At 63.7% G+C, this 18,394-nt stretch carries 16 protein-coding genes; 4 read left to right on the top strand and 12 right to left on the bottom strand.

The features are described from left to right. The first annotated feature begins 108 nt into the window (after positions 1 to 108). Positions 109 to 1,245, top strand: a complete 1,137-nt coding sequence (locus tag NKI99_RS26005; RefSeq protein ID WP_128303424.1) for a vWA domain-containing protein — start codon at positions 109 to 111, stop codon at positions 1,243 to 1,245. Then, positions 1,245 to 2,132: an amidohydrolase family protein gene (locus NKI99_RS26010; RefSeq protein WP_352612671.1), complete on the top strand. Its 888-nt coding sequence runs from the start codon at positions 1,245 to 1,247 to the stop codon at positions 2,130 to 2,132. The genes NKI99_RS26005 and NKI99_RS26010 overlap by 1 nt, the downstream gene beginning before the upstream one ends. A 4-nt stretch (positions 2,133 to 2,136) precedes the next feature. Here NKI99_RS26010 and NKI99_RS26015 read toward each other — a convergent pair whose 3' ends face one another. The 7 genes from NKI99_RS26015 to NKI99_RS26045 form a co-directional block, all read right to left on the bottom strand. Further along, entirely contained in the window at positions 2,137 to 2,544 is a 408-nt protein-coding gene (locus NKI99_RS26015; RefSeq protein WP_352554762.1) for a carboxymuconolactone decarboxylase family protein, read from the bottom strand. Between the two features lie 360 nt (positions 2,545 to 2,904). Next, positions 2,905 to 4,401 (bottom strand): sugar ABC transporter ATP-binding protein, encoded by a 1,497-nt coding sequence (locus NKI99_RS26020; protein ID WP_352554761.1) that lies wholly within the window; start codon positions 4,399 to 4,401, stop codon positions 2,905 to 2,907. Then, positions 4,401 to 5,450 carry an SMP-30/gluconolactonase/LRE family protein gene (locus tag NKI99_RS26025; protein ID WP_352612587.1) on the bottom strand — a complete coding sequence of 350 codons (1,050 nt, stop codon included), beginning with the start codon at positions 5,448 to 5,450 and terminating at the stop codon, positions 4,401 to 4,403. Before NKI99_RS26025 ends, NKI99_RS26020 begins: the two co-directional genes overlap by 1 nt. Continuing rightward, a complete protein-coding gene (locus NKI99_RS26030) occupies positions 5,447 to 7,570 on the bottom strand; it encodes an ABC transporter permease (RefSeq protein ID WP_352612589.1) in 2,124 nt (707 codons plus the stop codon). The genes NKI99_RS26025 and NKI99_RS26030 overlap by 4 nt, the downstream gene beginning before the upstream one ends. A gap of 77 nt (positions 7,571 to 7,647) precedes the next feature. Continuing rightward, a complete protein-coding gene (locus tag NKI99_RS26035; protein ID WP_352612591.1) occupies positions 7,648 to 8,673 on the bottom strand; it encodes a sugar ABC transporter substrate-binding protein in 1,026 nt (341 codons plus the stop codon). Between the two features lie 60 nt (positions 8,674 to 8,733). Next, a complete protein-coding gene (locus NKI99_RS26040; RefSeq protein WP_128303419.1) occupies positions 8,734 to 9,720 on the bottom strand; it encodes an ABC transporter permease in 987 nt (328 codons plus the stop codon). Positions 9,721 to 9,990: 270 nt separating this feature from the next. Next, the gene (locus NKI99_RS26045) at positions 9,991 to 11,424 is read right to left on the bottom strand and encodes a DHA2 family efflux MFS transporter permease subunit (RefSeq protein ID WP_352612593.1); all 1,434 of its coding nucleotides are present in this window, start codon (positions 11,422 to 11,424) and stop codon (positions 9,991 to 9,993) included. A 121-nt stretch (positions 11,425 to 11,545) separates the two neighbouring features. Between NKI99_RS26045 and NKI99_RS26050 the strand changes: the two genes are divergently transcribed. Both NKI99_RS26050 and NKI99_RS26055 read left to right on the top strand, forming a co-directional pair. Beyond that, entirely contained in the window at positions 11,546 to 12,547 is a 1,002-nt protein-coding gene (locus tag NKI99_RS26050; protein WP_352612594.1) for an ornithine cyclodeaminase family protein, read from the top strand. Then, positions 12,544 to 14,025, top strand: a complete 1,482-nt coding sequence (locus NKI99_RS26055; protein WP_352612596.1) for an HAL/PAL/TAL family ammonia-lyase — start codon at positions 12,544 to 12,546, stop codon at positions 14,023 to 14,025. Before NKI99_RS26050 ends, NKI99_RS26055 begins: the two co-directional genes overlap by 4 nt. Before the next feature lie 9 nt (positions 14,026 to 14,034). Here NKI99_RS26055 and purU read toward each other — a convergent pair whose 3' ends face one another. From purU to NKI99_RS26080, 5 genes are read right to left on the bottom strand one after another with little or no spacing between them, the layout of a single operon-like run. Next, the gene (gene purU, locus NKI99_RS26060; protein WP_023814025.1) at positions 14,035 to 14,916 is read right to left on the bottom strand and encodes a formyltetrahydrofolate deformylase; all 882 of its coding nucleotides are present in this window, start codon (positions 14,914 to 14,916) and stop codon (positions 14,035 to 14,037) included. Beyond that, positions 14,913 to 15,713, bottom strand: coding sequence for a 3-methyl-2-oxobutanoate hydroxymethyltransferase (locus NKI99_RS26065; protein WP_352554756.1), 801 nt, complete (start codon positions 15,711 to 15,713; stop codon positions 14,913 to 14,915). Before NKI99_RS26065 ends, purU begins: the two co-directional genes overlap by 4 nt. Before the next feature lie 34 nt (positions 15,714 to 15,747). Next, entirely contained in the window at positions 15,748 to 16,062 is a 315-nt protein-coding gene (locus NKI99_RS26070) for a MocE family 2Fe-2S type ferredoxin (protein ID WP_013530832.1), read from the bottom strand. 11 nt (positions 16,063 to 16,073) lie between these two features. Beyond that, positions 16,074 to 17,156, bottom strand: a complete 1,083-nt coding sequence (locus tag NKI99_RS26075) for a fatty acid desaturase family protein (protein WP_352612673.1) — start codon at positions 17,154 to 17,156, stop codon at positions 16,074 to 16,076. A gap of 49 nt (positions 17,157 to 17,205) precedes the next feature. Further along, positions 17,206 to 18,387, bottom strand: coding sequence for an aldose 1-epimerase family protein (locus tag NKI99_RS26080; protein WP_352612598.1), 1,182 nt, complete (start codon positions 18,385 to 18,387; stop codon positions 17,206 to 17,208). Positions 18,388 to 18,394: the final 7 nt, after the last annotated feature.

Raw genomic sequence — 18,394 nt, forward strand, 5'->3', positions numbered from 1 at the left:
CGAGCTTGGCCGGATTGTCGAGGAGGCGCTGGCGTGAGCCGAGACCTCAACGGCACGTTCTCCCCGTTCATTCCGCAACGCTGGCAGGACAGAGGGGGGCGCCACGCAATGATGCGGGAAACAAGCTTACCCCGCGCGGCAGCGCCCTTGCTCAGCTTCGCCCGGTTGCTGCGCCGCTACGGCTTCGCCATAGCGCCCGAGCAGGTCTCCAGCTTCATGCAGGCCGTGACATTGCTCGGGCCGCGCTCGATGGCAGACATCCGCGAGGCGGCGCTCGCGACGCTGGCGCCGCCGCCCGACCGCCACGACGAATTCGAAGCGCATTTCCAGAGCCACTTTTATGGCAACACATCCGCCGTGGTGGAAGGCGACGCCGACGAGGAAACCCGCATCAAGGATGATGGCGGCGCCGACGACGAACGGATCGAAGCCGAACAAACCCAAGAGGGCGGCGAGCTGTCCTCGGCACTGGAGCAGTTGAGCAGCCGCGACTTCCAGCGTGACGATGACCGCCTTGCCGCTTTCCGCCGCAAACTCGCTTCAGCCTTGCCCGCCCGCCGCTCCTTCCGCACCGTACGCACGCATTCGCGCGGCAAGCTCGATCTGCGCCGGTCGCTGCGGGAAATCGTCAGCGCCGATGGCGACGTGCCCTCGCCGCTGCTGCGCCGCCGCCAGACCGTCCCCCGAAAGCTGCTGCTGCTGATCGACGTGTCCGGCTCGATGAAGCTGCACACGTCGGATTACCTCAAGCTGGCGCATGCCGCCGTGCAAGGCGCGGACCGCGCCGAGATCTTCACCTTCGGCACGCGGCTGACCCGCATCACCACGGCATTGCGCATCCGCGACCGCGATCAGGCATTGGCGCGCGCGGCCGCGCAGGTTGACGATTGGGACGGCGGCACCCGCATGGGGCCGACGCTGCTCGCCTTCCTCTCGGTGCCGCGCTTCTCGTCGTTTGCACGCGGTGCCACGGTCGTGATCCTGTCCGACGCGCTGGAGCGCGGCGATCATGGCGAGTTGGAGACAGCCATGCGACGGCTGAGCGCCCGCGCTTTCCGACTGTCGCTGGCCACACCCTTGGCCGGCGATCCGCGCTTCCGGCCGGCAACGGCGGCACTGCGCGCCATCCTGCCGGTGCTGGACGACCTCGTCGACGGCTCGTCGGTGAAAGGCCTCACCGATTTCATCCTGTCGCTCGCCCGCCCTGCTCCGGCGGCGGCGACAATCTGGAGGAGGGTTTCATGATGCAGAAAACCATCGACGCGCATTTCCACATCTGGCGCCAAAAGGACCAGCCCTGGCTGGTCGGGCCGATGGTGCCGCGTATTTTTGGTCCCTACGAGCCGATCCGCCGCGACTATCCGATCGAGGAGTTTCTCGAAGACCAGAAGGGGTCGGGCGTCGAGAAGGCCGTCTATGTCCAGACCAACTGGGCCAAGGAGGATTTCGAGAAGGAAGTCGCCTTCCTGCAGAAGACATCCGACGAAACCGGCTGGCCGCATGCCATCGTCGGCTACACCGACATGACCGTCGACGATATCAGGCCCCAGATCGATCGCTTGAAGAAATATCCGCTGCTGCGCGGCGTGCGCATGCAGCTGCATTGGCACGAGACACCGGCCTTCCGTTTCGCCGCCTCGGCCGACCAGGTGATCGACCCGAAGGTGCGCGCCAATGTGGCGCGGCTCAAGGACTATGGCCTGTCCTTCGACCTGCAGCTTTTCCCCGCCCAGATGAAGGACGGGCTGACGCTGGTCGGCGAGAACCCCGAAACGAATTTCATCCTCACCCATGCCGGCATGCTGACCGGCATGGAACCGGACACCACCGAAGCCTGGAAAGAAGGCCTGCGCACGCTGTCGGCGGCGCCCAATTTCTACGCCAAGCTCTCCGGCCTCGGCACCTTCGTCCACCGCAACGACCCGGCGCTGATCGCCTACATCGTCGACAACACGATCGAGATCCTGGGTGCCGACCATTTGATGTTCGGCTCGAACTTCCCGATCGAGAAGCTATGGACCAGCCACGCGGAGCTGATCAAGGCGCACCGCAATGCGGTGGCCAACCATGGCGCGGCGGCGGAGGCGGATATTTTCTGGAACACGGCGGAGAAGGTTTACCGGCCGGTGTGACGCTTCACTTAACCTCGAACTGCGGATCGACCGGGATTTGCATCGCCGTCACCAGATGGTTGGTCTGCCCAGCCAATCCGATGATCGACACCAGCTCGCCATGCTGCGCATCGGTCATGCCCTTGGCTCGCGCTGCCGCCGTATGCGAATGGACGCAGTACGAGCAGCCATTGGCAGTCGACACCGCGATGTAGATCATCTCTTTGGTCAACGGATCGATGGCGCTCTCGGCAACCATCACCACCTTCAACTGTTCCCAGATCCGCTTCAGCGCCGCGGGATCATTGGCCAGCCCGCGCCAGAAATTGTTGACGAAATCGGATTTGCGCGTCGCGCGGATGTCATCGAAGACGGCCTTCACGGCCGGGATCTTTTCGACCTCGGCGTCGCTCAGAAGTCTTGTGGTGGCCATGGTATTTCCTTTCCTTTCGATCGATGAACTGGCTCGTTGAATCAAGTTTCGAGCAAAGGCGGCTAACCAGCTTCTTTGACTCAGTTTTTGGCGCAATAGCGTTGAAGATTAGCCGAGGCACCTAAACTTCGTCATCCTAGGGCGAAGCAGGCGCGAAGCGCCGTCGCGGAGACCCGAGGATCCATTCCGTGACGTCAGCCGCGGAGTGCAACGGAGCAGAATTCTGCACCGCAGCAGCGCTACGGAGTCCCGGCATGGATCCTCGGGTCTGCGCCGCGTCGCTACGCTCCTTGCTTCGCCCGTGGATGACGAAGGGATGGACGTGCGCGCCAATTATCGACGTACGCATCGGCCAGAACCCTAATGCACCGCAGCGTACATGATCTTCTCCTCCGTGGCCTCGGCCGGCGAAAACTCCTCGACGATACGGCCCTGACGGCAGACCAGGATGCGGTCGGACAGGTTCATGATCTCCGGCAGGTAGGACGAGATGACGACGACGGCCAGGCCCTCGTCGGCCAGCCGGTTGATGATCTGGTGGATCTCGGCGATCGCGCCGACATCGACGCCGCGCGTCGGCTCGTCGAAGATGACGATGCGCGGCTGCTGCACCAACCCCTTGCCGATCACCACCTTCTGCTGGTTGCCGCCGGACAGTTCGACCACCCGCGCATTGTCGTTGATCGCCTTGATGTTCAGCGTCTTCGTCCATTCGGCTGACAGTGCGCGCATCTCCTGCGCGTTGATCACCCAGGCCTTTTCGCGGCCCGCCGCCAGCAGTCCGCCGAACAGGTTTTCGGCAATGCCCATCGTCTCGAAGATGCCTTCGCTCTTGCGGTCCTCGGTGACGTAGACGATGCCGTCCGCCACCGCTTCGCTTGGTACGAGATAGCGCACGGGCTTGTCGTCCAGCTCGATGGCGCCGCCGCGCAGGAAATCGCGCTTGTAGATGCCGGAAACGATCTTGAATGTCTCGGTGCGGCCGGAGCCGATCAGCCCGAACACGCCAGTGATCTGGCCCTCGAAGATCGAAAAGGATGTGTTGCGCACGACATTGCTCATCGAGATGTCCTGCACCGACAGCACCTTCCGGCCCGCCTTGCGCAGCTTTGCCTCGTCACGCTGGCGGTAGATCTGCCCCGACAAAGTGCGCCCGACCATAGCGGCGACGATCCGGTCGCGGTCGAAGGCTGACGTGTCGTCGGTGATGACAAGCTCGCCGTCGCGCAGAATGGTGATGCGGTCGGCAATATCAAGCGCTTCTTCCAATGCATGGCTGATGAAGACGATCGACACGCCGCTCGCCTTCAGCCGGCGGATCAACGCGAAGAAGTGCCGCTTTTCTTCCGGCGTCAGCGTCGCCGTCGGCTCGTCGAAGATGATGATCTCGGCATTGTGGTGCACCGCGCGCGCGATCTCGACCATCTGCCGCTTGGCAGCACCCAGCGTCGCCACCATCGCGTTCGGGTCGACGGGAAAGTTCAGCGATTGCAGGAATTGCTGCGCCGAAATGTAGGTGCCGCGCAGCCGGTTGAGGAACTTTTCGGTGCCGAGATAGAGGTTCTGCGCCACCGTCATCGACGGCACCAGGCTCGTCTCCTGGAACACCATCGCAATGCCGGCTTCAAGCGCTGCGTGCGGCGAGGCGTAGGCGATCTCTTGTCGCTTGTGGAACATCTTGCCTGAAGTGGCGTCGACCACCCCAGCGATGATCTTGGTCAGCGTCGATTTTCCCGCGCCATTTTCGCCGAGCAGCGCATGGATCTCACCCTTGCGCAGGTCGAAGCTGACATTCTTCACCGCGGGCACGCCGCGGTAGTTCTTGGTGACATTCTCCAGACGGACGATCGGTTCCATCAGAAACCTCCCATGGCGACGGAAAGGATGCAGTCGCCGCCTTTGGAGGCGACGAACAGAAGGCCGTCTTTTTCCGCAACGCTGCAGATGCCATGGCGCGTGCCGTTGGCGCGGCTGTGCAGGCTGAACTGCGGCTGCATCTTCTGGTCGAGCCTGACCACCAGCCCGTAGGAGCGGCTCGGCGACCACGGCTTGTGGATGCCCATGGTGCGGATGCCGCCGCATTGCAGCGGCTCGAGGAAGCTGCGGCTGGAGGCCAGCGCCGGCGCGATCCAATAGGCGGGCGGCACCTGGCTCAGCATATCCTGCCGGTAATGCGTCTCCTGCAGCACGAATTCGATCAGCCGGTTGCGCGGCGCAAACAAGGTCAGCCAGGCGCCACCATCGGCGGATGGCGACAGCCGCGCGGGATAGCCGGGCAGATGCGTCATAACCGTCGAGCGGCTGCCTGTCGCGCCATCGAAGCGGACGAGCTGGTGACGCCAGCTTTCGCTGACCAGAACATCCCTGCCGACAGGATGCAGGCCATAGGGAAAGGCAATGTCGCCGGCGAGTTTGCGGAAATCACCGCCTGCGGCGTCTCGCTTCCACAGCGAACCGGACGCGCCCTTCTTCATCAGATCGGCGGCCCATTGCGACGGCCCGTGCTCGGCCGAGCCGTTGGCCAGCCACAGCGTGCCGTCACCGGCATAGGCAAGTGCAGTGATGCAACCGATATCAACCGGCAGCGAAACCTCCTTGCCTGATATCAGCAGCTTGCCGCTCTCCAGCCCGACCGTCAGTTCGCCGGATGGCGACAGCGCCAGCGCGGTGACGGCAGACGGAAAGGTCTCGACCACGGTTGGTGTTGCGCCGGCAGCAGCCGAGTAGATGGCGTTGCCGCTGGAGGCCAGCAGCTTGTCACCGGAGACCAGCAGATTGTCCGGCTCGGTCAGCTCGGCAAAAGCCGGCGCATCATCCAGCCGCGTATTGGGCCTGAAAGCGCCGTCGAGCGGCGGGATGGTGACGGCCTTGCCGCGAAACAGGTCAAGCACCGGATCGAGGATCATGGCTTTGCTCCCCAATAGGAAGCGGGACTGGTCCAGTTCGGGTCGGCGCCCGAAATCTTGTAGCGGCCGATGCGGTTGTTGAGGATGCCGCCGACGAAGAGATCGCCCTTGTGCTCGCGCATCGAGGTGACCATCGGGTGCGCGCCGCCGGTGAGGTCGCCCATCGCCTCGACGATGCCGCCCTTTTCGTTGAATTTCACCACGCCGCCGGTGTTGATGTTGGGGAACAGCCATTCGTCCTGTGGCAGCCGCCGCGTCATGCGCTTGCGCATGTCGGGATGGCGCAGCGACAGGTCGAAACTCGGCGTGCGCATGCCGAGCCACGCCATCCAGTAATTGCCGTCGGAGGCGCGGTTGATGTTGTCGGGATAGCCCGGCATGTCACGGATGACGCATTCGGCGGTGCCGGCCTTCGGCCCTTCCAGCCAGTAGCGATGCACGCGACAGGCCCAGCTTTCGGCGAAGAACAGCGACTTGCCGTCATGCGCCATGCACACACCATTGGTGTAGCGGTAGCCGTCGAGCAAGGTCTTGGTCGAGCCGTCCTTCGGATCATAGACCAGCAGCCGGCCGGTGGCACGGTTCTCGATCGAATCCAGCGCCCAGTCATGCGCGTCGTAACGCTTGGTCGAGTCGGTGAAATAGATGCGGCCATCGGGTGCGATGTCGCAGTCGTTGGGGTCACGCAGCCGCGCATCGTCGACGATCGAGGTCCAGGAGCGCGACGTCTCTGCCGACAGGCGTTTGACCTCCCGATCCGGTGAGACCGAATAGAGCCCCATGGCGCCGACGCAGCTGATGAGATTGCCCGATTTGTCGAAGGCAAGTCCGAGCGGAAAGCCGCCGATATGGGCAAACACTTCCGATTTGACATAGTCCGGCGCGAAGAAGCGGACGATCTCGCCATGGCGCGTGCCGCAATAGAGATTGTCGTCGCGGTCGAGGATGACGTCTTCCGGCCCCTCCAGCTCGCCAAGCCCGATATGGTCGGCGGCCGACAGCCGGTTGTCGAGTTCGTAGGGCGTTCCGGAGCCTGGTGCGGCCGACTGCGTCTCGCCCATCTTGAGATAGACCGGCGCAACATAGACCTCGTTCAGCACCTTGTGGCGGTTCTTCAGCCAGCGGATGTCGATGGTCACGGCGACCGCCAGCATGATGCCCAACACCATCTGGTTGGTGCCGGTGCCGTAGCCCAGCCGGATCAGCCCATTCGTCATGGTCAGCACGATGATGGCGCCCATCAGGCCCTTGATCACCGAGCCGCGCCCGCCGCCGAGGCTGACGCCGCCGACCACCGCCGCCGTCAGCGCCATGATCTCGAGGTTGAGGCCGGTGCCCGGCCCTGCCCCGCTCAACCGGCAGGCGATCAAAAAACCGCCGATCGAGGCGCAGAAGCCTGAAAAAACGTAGGTCATGAACACCGTGCGGCGCACGCGGATGCCGGCATTGTGCGCCGAGCGCCTGGAACCGCCGACCGCCAGCACATGCCAGCCCGGCCGTGAACGGGTCAGCGCGATATGGGTGACGATGGCCAGGATGATCGCCAGCCACACCGAGACGGACAGCCCCCAGAACGTGCTGTCGCCGATGAAATCGAGCACATCCGATGTCGCGGTCGAAAGCTGCACGTCGGCGGCATAGGTGGTGACCAGGATATCAAACAGCGCCCGCCCGAAGATGAAGGTGACCAGCGTGGTCAGAAAGGCGCGCAACCTGAGATAACCGACGAGATAGCCGTTGATGGCGCCAAAGATGAGACCGGTGGCCAGCGACGCAGCCAGCGCCAGCCAGATCGACTGTTCGAGGATGAAGAAGACATAGACGGCGGAAAAGCAGGACAGCGCGAAGATCGAGCCGACCGACAGGTCGATGCCGCCACCCAGCATCACCACCGTCATGCCGGTGACGACCATCGAGAACTCGCCGAGCTGGCGGGTCGATTCCTGCAGCGCTGTCAGCTTGAAGAAGCCCGGAATGATCGAGCCGAAGGTTGCCAGCGTCGCCACCAGCGCCAGGAACGGAATGGCGTTGTCGGTCCAGCGTTTGGTCAGTATCTCGCCGACGACATGGTCGGGCACGAGATTGTACCGCCAGGACTGGAGGCGTTCGCGAAAGGACATCGGCAGCTGCTATTCCATGAGAAAGAGGTGGCCGGGCAATCCGGCCACCTCGTTGATCGGTGTTGGCAAGGATCGGCTTATTTCGCAGCCGCTTGCGCCTGCAGCGCCTTCAGGTCCCAGCAGCTGTCGGGCTTCAGGTCGGCCTTGGTCGTCGCCTTTTCCAGCGTGTAGATGTAGGTGTGCGAGGTGCCGGCCGGCTGGCCGCTCTGCAGCAGGAACTTGATGATCGCGTTCATGTCGCCCGACTGGCGAGCAAGATCGGTCATCACCACGGCGCCATAGGTGCCGTCCTGCAGCTTGTCGCAATCGGCCGCCTTTTCGCCGCCGCCCGTGGTGACTAGGAACACCTTGCCGTCGAGCTTGGCGTCGCGGATCGCGGCGGAAGCGCCGGTGGCGTCACCATCCCAGAAATCGATGATGGCGCAGATGTCCGGGTTCTGCTGCAGCATCGTCGTCGTCACGTTGCGCGAGGTCGTCGCATCCCAGTTTGAATCGGGCTTTGCCACCACCTTGAAGTCGGGATTCTTGTCCAGCACCTTCATGATGCCGGCATACTGATAGAGGCTGGAGGAGTTGGCCTGGTCACCCTGCACAAGGCCGATCTTCTTTGACGAGTTCGGGCCGCAGCCCTTGATCGCCGCTTCGGCCTCGAGCTGGCCGAGCCGGTCCCAGTCGCTGCCGACAAAGGCATCAGCCGGGAAGTTCGCCGGATTGTCGACCAGTATCACGTAGGTGCCCGCGGCCTGCGCCTTCTTCATCAGCTTGGAATAGGAGTTGAGGTCCGGCGCATGGATGATCAGCACGTCCGGCCTGGTGTCCGACGAGATGGCGTCGGTGATCGCCTGCGCGCCGGCATCGACGACCCAGTTCGGGTCACGCGTCTCGAATACGCCGCCCCAGGCCTCGACTTCTGTCTTCAGGTAATGCGACCAACCCTGCGCCAGGTCGAAGCCCATCGCCAGCGGCACCAGCATGACGCGCTTGCCCTTGAGCGCCTGCGCATAGGCGGCCGGGCCGGGATCATCGGCGGCAAAGGTTGGCGCCACGAAAGTGGTAACGGCAAGCGCCGTGGCGGCGGCCATAAGTGTCTTGATCAGTTTCATGTCAGATCCTCTATTTTTGCTGTTGCTGTTCACGGCCGGCCCCAACCGTCCGCGGTAGGTTTAGATATCGCCTTGCTGGGCGGTCTGCTCGTCACGTGGATTGATGATGCCGTCGACGATGATGGCGCCGAGCAGGATCGCTGCCTTGATCAGGTTCTGGTAGAGCAGCGGAATGTCGATGATGGTCATGGCGTTGAGCAGGATGCCGATCAGTGCCGCACCGACCAGCACGTTGCGCACCCCGCCGCGCCCGCCGGACAGGCCGATGCCGCCGATCACCGCCACCAGCACGATATCGTAGAGCAGCGTTGAGTTGACGACCCGGGTGTTGATCGAATGCAGGCTCGCCGCCGTCAGCAGGCCGGCGACCAGTGCGACCAGGGCGGAAAGCACATAGCGCAGCACCAGCATCGGCCGCACCGGAATGCCGATGTTGCGCGCCGCCACCGGATTGTCGCCGGCGAAATAGATGTAGCGTCCCCATTTGGTGTAGCGCAGGAACAGGAAGAACAGGAATGCCAGGCCGGCGAAGACGAACACCTCGATGGGAACATCGAGGAAGCGCAGGCCGCCGAGCAGCTCGACCCAATGGCCCTGCGGCACCGGCACGGCATCCTGCGTGATCAGTTGCGAGCGCACATAGCCGAAGACGAAGGAGCCTGTCGCCAGCGTCACGAAGATCGCCGGCACGTCGGCATAGGCGACGAGAAAGCCATTGAGCAGGCCGATGGCCAGCACACCAGCCAGCACATAGGCGAAGGCCAGCCCGTCCGGCGTCCCCGAATTCAGAAGTTGCAGATACCAGGCGACAGACATCGCCATGATCGCGACGGCGGAGAGGTCGATGCCGCGGCCGATGATGACGACAGCCATGCCAAGGGCCAGAATGCCGAGCACCGACACCGAGCGGACAATGGCGACAAGGTTGTTGGGGTCGATGAAGCCCGGCAGGCCGATGGCCGCTGCAACGAACAGCACCACCGCGATGGCAAAGACAATGCCTTCCTGATTCAGGCTCCTGAAATTCGGCCAGCCGATCGTGTTCATGTCTGCGTTTGCCCCGATGGCAGCGCTGCCATCCCTGGGAAAGAACGCTAATCGGCCCAACGCCGGTTCGTCAAATGAATCCGCGCTCGGAACCCAGGCCGGCAGCGATATTCACCGAGTGGACGCGTCGATTGCCGAAGCTGGCGCAATGCATGGAAAGGCCTGCACTTTTGGCAATTGGTTGCGCCATTGCGGCCGCTCGCGAAAGCGCTGCACTACGGCGAAAGGACGAGACGGAATTTATCTCCGCATCAGGCGGAAAAATCGATCTCAATTTCCCGGCGAGTGGCCGGAAACCTCCGCGCCCGCACTTGGCGGCAGCACGAGAAAACGCAACGCCGCCACCAGCCCGATGGCGCCGATCGCCAGGAAGGCGATTCGAAAATCCAGAAGGTCGAGAGCGGGGCGATCCCTGACGATCTGCGACAAATTGAGGATCGCCGCCGCCACCGCGACGCCGAACAGCATCGCCACCTGCTGCAGCATCGAGGACAGGGTCGCCGCCGAGCTTCGTTGCGCCGCATCGATGTCGGCGAAGGCCAGTGTGTTGAGCGCGGTGAACTGCATCGAGCGCGTCAGGCCGGCAATCAGCATCAGCGCCACCACCAGCGCCTGTGGCGTCTGCGGCGAGACCGCCCCGCAAGCCATGATCGAGACCGAGGCGATGATGCCGTTGACGACCATCACCGAGCGGAAACCGAAACGCCGCAGCGTTGGCGTCGTCACCGTCTTCATGCCAAGATTGCCGAGGAAATAGGCCAGGATCATCAAGCCGGCATCGACGGGCGAGAGGCCAAAGCCGACCTGGAACAGCAGTGGCAGCAGGAACGGCGTGGCGTTGATCGCCACCCGGAAAATGGTGCCGGCGGCCAATGTCGAGATGGCAAAGGTCAGCACATTGAACGAGGAGAGATCGAGCAGCGGATGCGGCGCCCGCCGGAGATGCCGTACCGCCAGCCAGCCTATGACGATGCCGGCAACGATCAGCAGCGCTGTCGGCAGCACGCCGTCCTCCGGATGAGCAATGCGTTCAAGGCCATAGAGCAGCAGGGCAAGTCCGGCCGATGTCAGGAAAAAACCCGGCCAGTCGAGCGGCTTGGGGTCAGCCTCACGGTCGCCCGGAATGAAGCGGGCGACCAGCGACAGCCCGATCACGCCGAGCGGGATGTTGATGAAGAAATTCCAGTGCCAGGACAGATAGGTGGTGATGAAGCCGCCGAGCACCGGCCCGACCACCGGCGCAAACAGTGCTGGCCAGGTGATCAGCGCCGTGGCGTTGAGCAATTCGGATTTCGACGCATTGCGCAGGACGAGAATCCGCCCGACCGGCGTCATCAGCGCGCTGCCGAGCCCTTGCACGACACGGGCGGCGACAAACTGGGTCAGGGTTTGCGAGAGGCCGCAGGCGAGCGAAGCCAGGGTGAACAGGACGATCGCCAGCAGGAAGATGTTTCGCGCCCCGAACCGGTCGGCGAGCCAGCCCGACAGCGGCACGAACACCGCCATGGTCAGCATGTATACGGTGATGCCGATGCTCATTGCCACCGGCGACACGCCGAAGGATGCGCCCATCTGCGGCAGCGAGGTCGAGATGATCGTCGAATCCAGCAACTGCATGAAGAAGGCGATGGCGACGATCAGCGCCACGCGCCGCGCATTGGTGGCCGTTTCGGATAAGGTTGCGGTCTCGGGAATGGCAGTCATGACGGAACCGGTTTGAACAGCATCTCACCGGCCGCGTCCAGAGACGTCGCAACAAACTTTCGTGTGCCGCCACGGCCTGCTATGGGATGAACGGGGTGGCCGAGGAAAGTGTCCGCGTAACATGAAGCCCATCTATATCGACTACCTCAATGCCCTCGACATCGACGCCCTTGCCATGACCGATGGCGAAATCATTGCTGCCGTCGAGGCTGGCCTGGTGGCGCAAGGCAACGGCCAGACGGTGATCGAGCCGCGCGTCCATCTCGAACCGGACCCGTCCTTCCACGGTCATTTCAATGTCTTGCGTGGCTACGTCGCGCCGCTCGACACGGCGGGCGTGAAAATCGTCGGCGACTATGTCGACAATTACCTGCACGGGCTGCCTTCCGAATTCGGCATCCTCAATCTGTTCGATCCGCGCACCGGCACGCCGCGCGCCATCCTCGACGCCACCGTCATCACCGACATGCGCACCGGCGCCGTCACCGCCATCGGCGCCAGGCATCTGGCGCGAAAGAATTCCAAAGTGCTGGCACATATCGGCGCGCGCGGCACCGCCTACTGGAATGTGCGCCTGCTCGACCATCTCTTCGACTTCGACGAAATCCGCGTCCATTCGCGTCGCCCGGAAAGCCGCGACGGTTTTGCCGCCAAACTCTCCGCCGATCTCGGCAAGACGGTGACGGCGGTGGCCGACTGGAAGAGCTGCATCGAGGGCGCCGACATCGTCGTCGAAGCCTCGCGGCTGCCGGAGCCGCAACCGCTGCTCAAGACCGAATGGATCAAGCCCGGCGCGCTGGTCGTGCCCTATGGCACGATGAGCGCGGTCGAACTGTCGCTGACCGACATCATGCAGAAAATGGTCGTCGACGATTGGGGCCAATGCAAGGGCGGCAAGTTCGGCTCACTGCGCGCCCATGTCGAGACCGGGCGGCTGAGCGAGAAGACGCTGCATGCCGAGCTCGGCCAGATCGCCGCCGGTCTGAAAGTCGGGCGAGAAAGCGACGACGAAACGATCCTGTTCTGGCATCGCGGCCTGTCGCTGTCCGACATTGCACTGGGCAAGGCGATGCTGGCCAAGGCGCAAGTGCAAGGTATCGGCCAGAGGCTGCGCTTCGCATGAGCGCGCTCGTCCTCGCCGGAACCGGCGTCGGCATTGGCGATGTCGCTGCGGTCGCCCGCGAAGCGCGCAAGGTGGAAATCGGACCTGATGTCATCGGCAGGCTGGAGAAGGCGCGAAAAGTGCTTGACCAGGCCGCCGCGTCCGGCCAGCAGATCTATGGCCTCAACACCGGGCTCGGCGCCAATCTCGGCACTGCTGTAGAGGGCGACGCCAGCGCTTTCCAGCGCCAATTGCTGGAGGGACGCAACGGCGCGGTCGGCGAAGCGCTGCCGGTCGAAGCCGTGCGCGCTACTATGCTTGCCCGCGCCGCGATGCTGTCGGTTGGCGGCTCCGGCCTTTCGCCCTTCGTCTTCGTCGCTTTGGTCGACGCGCTCAATGCCGGCGTCCATCCCGTCATGCCGTCGCTCGGCTCGATCGGCGCCGGCGACCTGGTGCTGATGACGGCACTCGCCCGCATGCTCACCGGCGAAGGCGAAGCCGACTATCAGGGCCGTCGCATGCCGGCAGCCAAGGCGTTGATGATGGCGCGCCTCGCCCCTATCAGCCTGGCGCCCAAGGACGGGCTGTCGCTGATCAACGCTTCGGCGGTATCCGCCGGCAGCGGCGCGCTTGCGGTGACGGATGCGCTGTCCGCCCTTGCCCAGCAACAGCAGGCCGGGGCGCTGACCATGGAAGGTTTTGGTGCCAACCGCACCATCCTCGATCCGCGCCTGCATATGGCGCGCCCGGCGGCCGGCCAGCAGGAAGCAGCCAAGGTGCTGCACGATCTGCTCGTCCGCGACGAGGCGCTGGTGCCGACCACCTTGCAGGACCCGCTGTCGATCCGCTGCATGCCGTCGATCCATGGCGCGCTGATCGAGGCGATCGGTCAGGCGAGACAGGCTGTCGAGATCGAACTCAACGCCGCCGCCGACAACCCGCTGGTGCTGGGCGATGATGAGCTGGTGCTGTCGACCGGCAATTTCCACACCGCCGCACTGGCGCTCGCCTTTGAGACGCTCGGCCTGGCGATCGCCCAATGTGCCGCGGCCAGTGCCGCGCGCTTCATCCAGCTCACCGGTTCGGGCCGCAATGGCCTGCCGAAATATCTGTCGCCGGTCGGCGGCGCCTCGGCCGGCTTCGTGCCGCTACAGAAGACAGTGACCTCGATCCTGGCCGCCATCCGCCACAAGGCCAATCCGGTGATGCTCGACTTTCTTCCGGTTTCGGAGGGCGTCGAGGATCACGCCACGCAGACACCTCTGGCGGTTGCGAAATGCGCCGGGATGATCGCGCTATGGCGCCGCCTGATCGCTTTCGAGCTGATGGCGGCCGCACAAGCGGTCGACCTGCGCGACGGTTTCACGCCAGCGCCACGCACCACCGCAATTCACACGGCGATCCGCGCGCTGGTCCCTGCTCTGAAGGAGGACCGGCCGCTCGGCATCGACGCCGAGGCGCTCTACGCCGCGCTCGCCGGTGGAAATTGGCCGGCCTGACGCGGCTTCTCAGAAGACGACGGTCTTGTGGCCGTTGAGCATGACGCGGGCTTCGAGATGCAGCTTGACCGCGCGCGCCAGCACCCGGCTTTCGATGTCGCGCCCGACGGCGACGAAATCCTCGGCGCTCATCGCATGGGTGACGCGTTCGGTCTCCTGATCGATGATCGGGCCCTCGTCGAGGTCGGAGGTGACGTAATGCGCCGTCGCACCGATCAGCTTGACGCCGCGGTCGAAGGCCTGGTGATAAGGCTTGGCGCCCTTGAAGCTCGGCAGGAAGGAATGGTGGATGTTGATCGCCCGTCCGAACAGCCGGTCCGACAGGCTTTTCGAGAACACCTGCATGTAGCGCGCCAGGATGACCAGTTCGGCCCCTGTTTGCTGCACCAGGTCCAGCAGCTTCTGTTCCTGCTCGGCCTTGTTCTCCCTGGTGGTCGGCCAATGGTGGTAGGGAATGCCCTCCAGCTCGGCGAAGCGGCGGGCATCCTCGTGGTTGGAGACGACGGCGGCAACCTCCGCGTTCAGCCAGCCGACCCTGATCTGGTACAGCAGATGCAGAAGCGCGTGGTCGAACCTGGAGACCATGACGATGATCTTCGGGCGGCGCCCCTGATCGACGAGCGCGGTCTTCATGCCGAACCGGTCGACACTTGATTTCAAGGCCCGTTCCAGACTGTCCCTGGTCGAGCCTGGCGGGCTGATGAAGGCGATCCGCATGAAAAAGCGATTGGTCTGCCGGTCCCAGAACTGGCTGCTTTCGGCGATGTTGGCGCCGTTCGCGGCAAGCTCCGCCGTGACCGCGGCGACGATCCCCGGCTGGTCCTCGCAAGAAAGCGTAAGAATATGAACCGGCGCGGCGTCGTCCGTCGCATCATTGCCTTGAGATTTCACGCCCCGTCGACCCTCTTCATGAACAGGCTGAGTTCAGCCGGATCCATATGCACCACATGCTTGTCTTCGGGATAGGCCAGACTGTTGACATCGGCGACATACTCCGAGAACGCGGCGATGCGCTCGGCTTGCAAACGATCATATTCGGCGGCAAAATTGCGATAGACCTTGGAGTGGCGGGGCATGTGGCCACGGTTCTGGCCGAGGATGTCGTCGGCGAACAGATACTGCGCGTCGCAGCCAATGCCCGCCCCCATCGACAGCATGATCAACGATGTGCGTTCCGAGATCGCCTTGGCCACCTCGATCGGCACGACCTCGATCTCGGCGCCGATGGCGCCTGCGGCCTCCAGTTGTTTCACCGCCGCGAAGACCTCCATGGCGGTATCGGCGGTCTTGCCAACCGCCTTGAAGCCGCCGGTCCAGGTGGCCCGTGACGGGATCAGCCCGACATGGCCGATCACCGGGATATTGTCATCGGCCATCCGCTTGATCGTAGCGTAGCCGGCGCTGCAATAGACCGCGTCGGCGCCGGCCTTGTAGAGCCGGAAGGCCCAGCGCACGAAATCGTCCGCCGTGCCGATCTCGTAGAAATTGTCGCCCGGCATGGTGAACAGGCTGGGTGCGGCGTCCCGAAATTGCGGGTTGAGCACCAGTTCGGGCGGCACCGAGACGATGTCGACCCCGGCGCGCTCGGCGGCCTCGGCCTCGTCCATCGTCAGCACGCGCAGCATGGTCAGCTGTCGCTTGCCCTTCATGGCGCGCAAATCCGCCACCGTCGGTCTTTTTCGGCTCATCAAATGGGTTCCCTCAGTTGCATTCGGCGGCAGGTCAGCCGATCTGGATCATCACTTTGCCAGCCTCGACCTTCACCGGATAGGTGGCGAGATTGACGCATACCGGTGCGCCTCGGGCCACACCCGTCTTGTAGTTGAAGCGGCCATTGTGCTTGGGGCATTCGATGATGTCGTCCATCACCAGCCCATCGGCCAAATGCGCCTTCTCATGCGTGCAGTATCCGTCGGTGGCGAAGTACTCGTCATCGGGACTGCGATAGATGGCGAAGGTACGGCCGCCATGATCGAAGCGGATGACATCCTCTTCCTCGACATCGTCGACGCCGCACGCTTCAACCCAGTCGGCCATCTGCCTCTCCCCTATTCCGCCGCCGCCGGAACGGTCAGCGCATGAAACTCGTCCCGATACGGCCGCGCCGTCGGCGGCAGCTCGCGCTTGAGGAAATAGTCCTCGTACTGAAGCTGCTTCAGCAGCACCGGCCAGACCTCGCGATAGGCATGCCACATCGAAGGGTTCGGCGCGGGCAGATCATGCTTGATCAATTCATGCAGCCTCGGCAGCGCGTGATACGGCACCATCGGGAACATGTGATGTTCGACATGGTAGTTCATGTTCCAGTAGATGAAGCGGCTGATCGGGTTCATGTAGACGGTGCGCGTGTTCAGCCGGTGGTCGGTGACATTATCGGCCAGGCCGATATGCTGCAGCAGGCCGGTCAGCACCATGTGCCAGCTGCCGTAGAGGCGCGGCAGGCCGATAAGCACCAGCGGCAGGAACGACCACAGATAAAGCGCCAGCGCGATCGCCGCGACATAGATAGCGACATGCCAGCGCGCGGCTGTGACCACCTTGTGAAGCTCCATCTCGGGAATAAAGCTTTTCTCGTCGGGCGAGATGCTGCCGAACGCATTGCGCACCAGCGTCGGCAGCGAATAGCGGAAATCGAGAATGCCGGTGAAGGCGAGTGCGGCGCGCAGAAGGTCCGGCGGACGCATCACCGCGATCTCGGCGTCGCGGCCGACGATGATCGTGTCGGTGTGATGGCGGGCATGGCTCCAGCGCCAGGTCACAGGGTTGCGCATCAGCATGAAGCTGGCGATCTGGTAGACGGCATCGTTCATCCAGCGCGTGCGGAAGGCGGTGCCGTGGCCGCACTCGTGCCAGCGCGAGTCGCTGGACGAGCCGTAGAGCACGCCATAGACGAGCAGGAACGGCACCACCCACCACGTGCCCCAGAACCAGGCGATCCCGGCGGCAGAGCCCAATATGGCAACGATCCAGATGATCGTGTCGCGGATCGCCGGCCCGTCCGAGCGTTGCATCAGCTCTTTCATCGCCTTGCGCGGCACATCGGTGTGATACCACTCGGCCGAGGCCAGCCCGGTCTCGATCGCGGTGCGCGTGCTTTCCCCGACCAGGCTGTAGTCGCGCTTTTTCTCCATCACATCGACCTCCGATTTCCGGCCCGCCAGCCGGAGCATTCGTTTCGCATCATGCCCTGTCCGCCAATCCCGGAAAATTGCCCGACGGCACAGGATAATCCTGTTGCGGCTGCCTGGCGATCGACGCGATCCTCTCTTCGGCCGCGGCGATCGCGCCGGCGCCGTCGAGCACCCGGAACACCGCATCGTAAGAACGGCTTTCGCCATGCTCCAGCCAGATCATCTCGCCTCGCTCGCGCGCCGCGAGATTGCCCAAGACATGGTGTGTCGACGGCTCTATGCCCAGCGCATACTGCCCTGCCTGGAAATTCTGCCATTGATAGGCGCAAGGCAGCTGGTCCTTGCGCGTCACCACTTCGAAGCCGAGTCCGAGCCGATCGTTGACCACAGCCACAGGCACCTCGCCATTGGCATCGGCCGCCATCTCATGTTGCCAGACCTGCTCGCTGAAACCCGACTGTGGCGCCGGCATCGTGCGGTAGCCGACCTTCTGCGCCTGGTAACGCTCGCCGTCATGACCGGCCCAGACGACATCGCGGATCGGTGCCAGATAGCGCGAGCCCTCATCGAGCAAGGGATGGCTGACGTTGACGTGGTAGAAATACATATGCGGCGTGCGGTTGAAGCCGTGATTGACGACGCGGTCCGACAGCCGGATCTCGTTGCCGCCGACATCGGCCTCGATGCGCCGCAGCAGGTGCAGATCCTCGCCGAACACCGCCGATTGCTGAACGACGCCTTCGGCCCAAAGCACGCAGCGGTCGCCATCCCAGGTCTCGCCATAACCGGTCAACCGCGCCGGAATGGTACCGACGCGGCCATGCAGCGAATGGATCACGGTCTTCTTTCCCGGGTAGTTGTAGCTATCGGCCGGCACTTCTTCCCGACCCAATATGTGGTCGAGGCCGCAGGTGACAAGCAGCCCAGAAAACGAGCGTGCCCAGGCGAGCCCGCCCTCCCCCTCATAGTCGTGCAGGCCGGGGCTGCGAAAGCCGCTCGGCGAATGCCAGCCGATCGCCTGTCCCTTGAAGTCGCAATCGGCGATGTCGAGCGCCCGGTCGACCAGCGCCGTGAAACGCATGCCCGAGCCGGTGCGGAACTCCAGCATGCGAATGCCGCGTTCCACCCCGTCGGCAAGCGTCATCAGCCGCACGCCGGCAAATTGCGACAGCATGCCCGAACGTTCCGATACCTGCCGGCGCGAAAGCGTCTTGCCATAGAGTTCTACCATGTGACGG

This window comes from Mesorhizobium sp. M0239 (genome assembly GCF_040321815.1).
GTDB lineage: Bacteria > Pseudomonadota > Alphaproteobacteria > Rhizobiales > Rhizobiaceae > Mesorhizobium.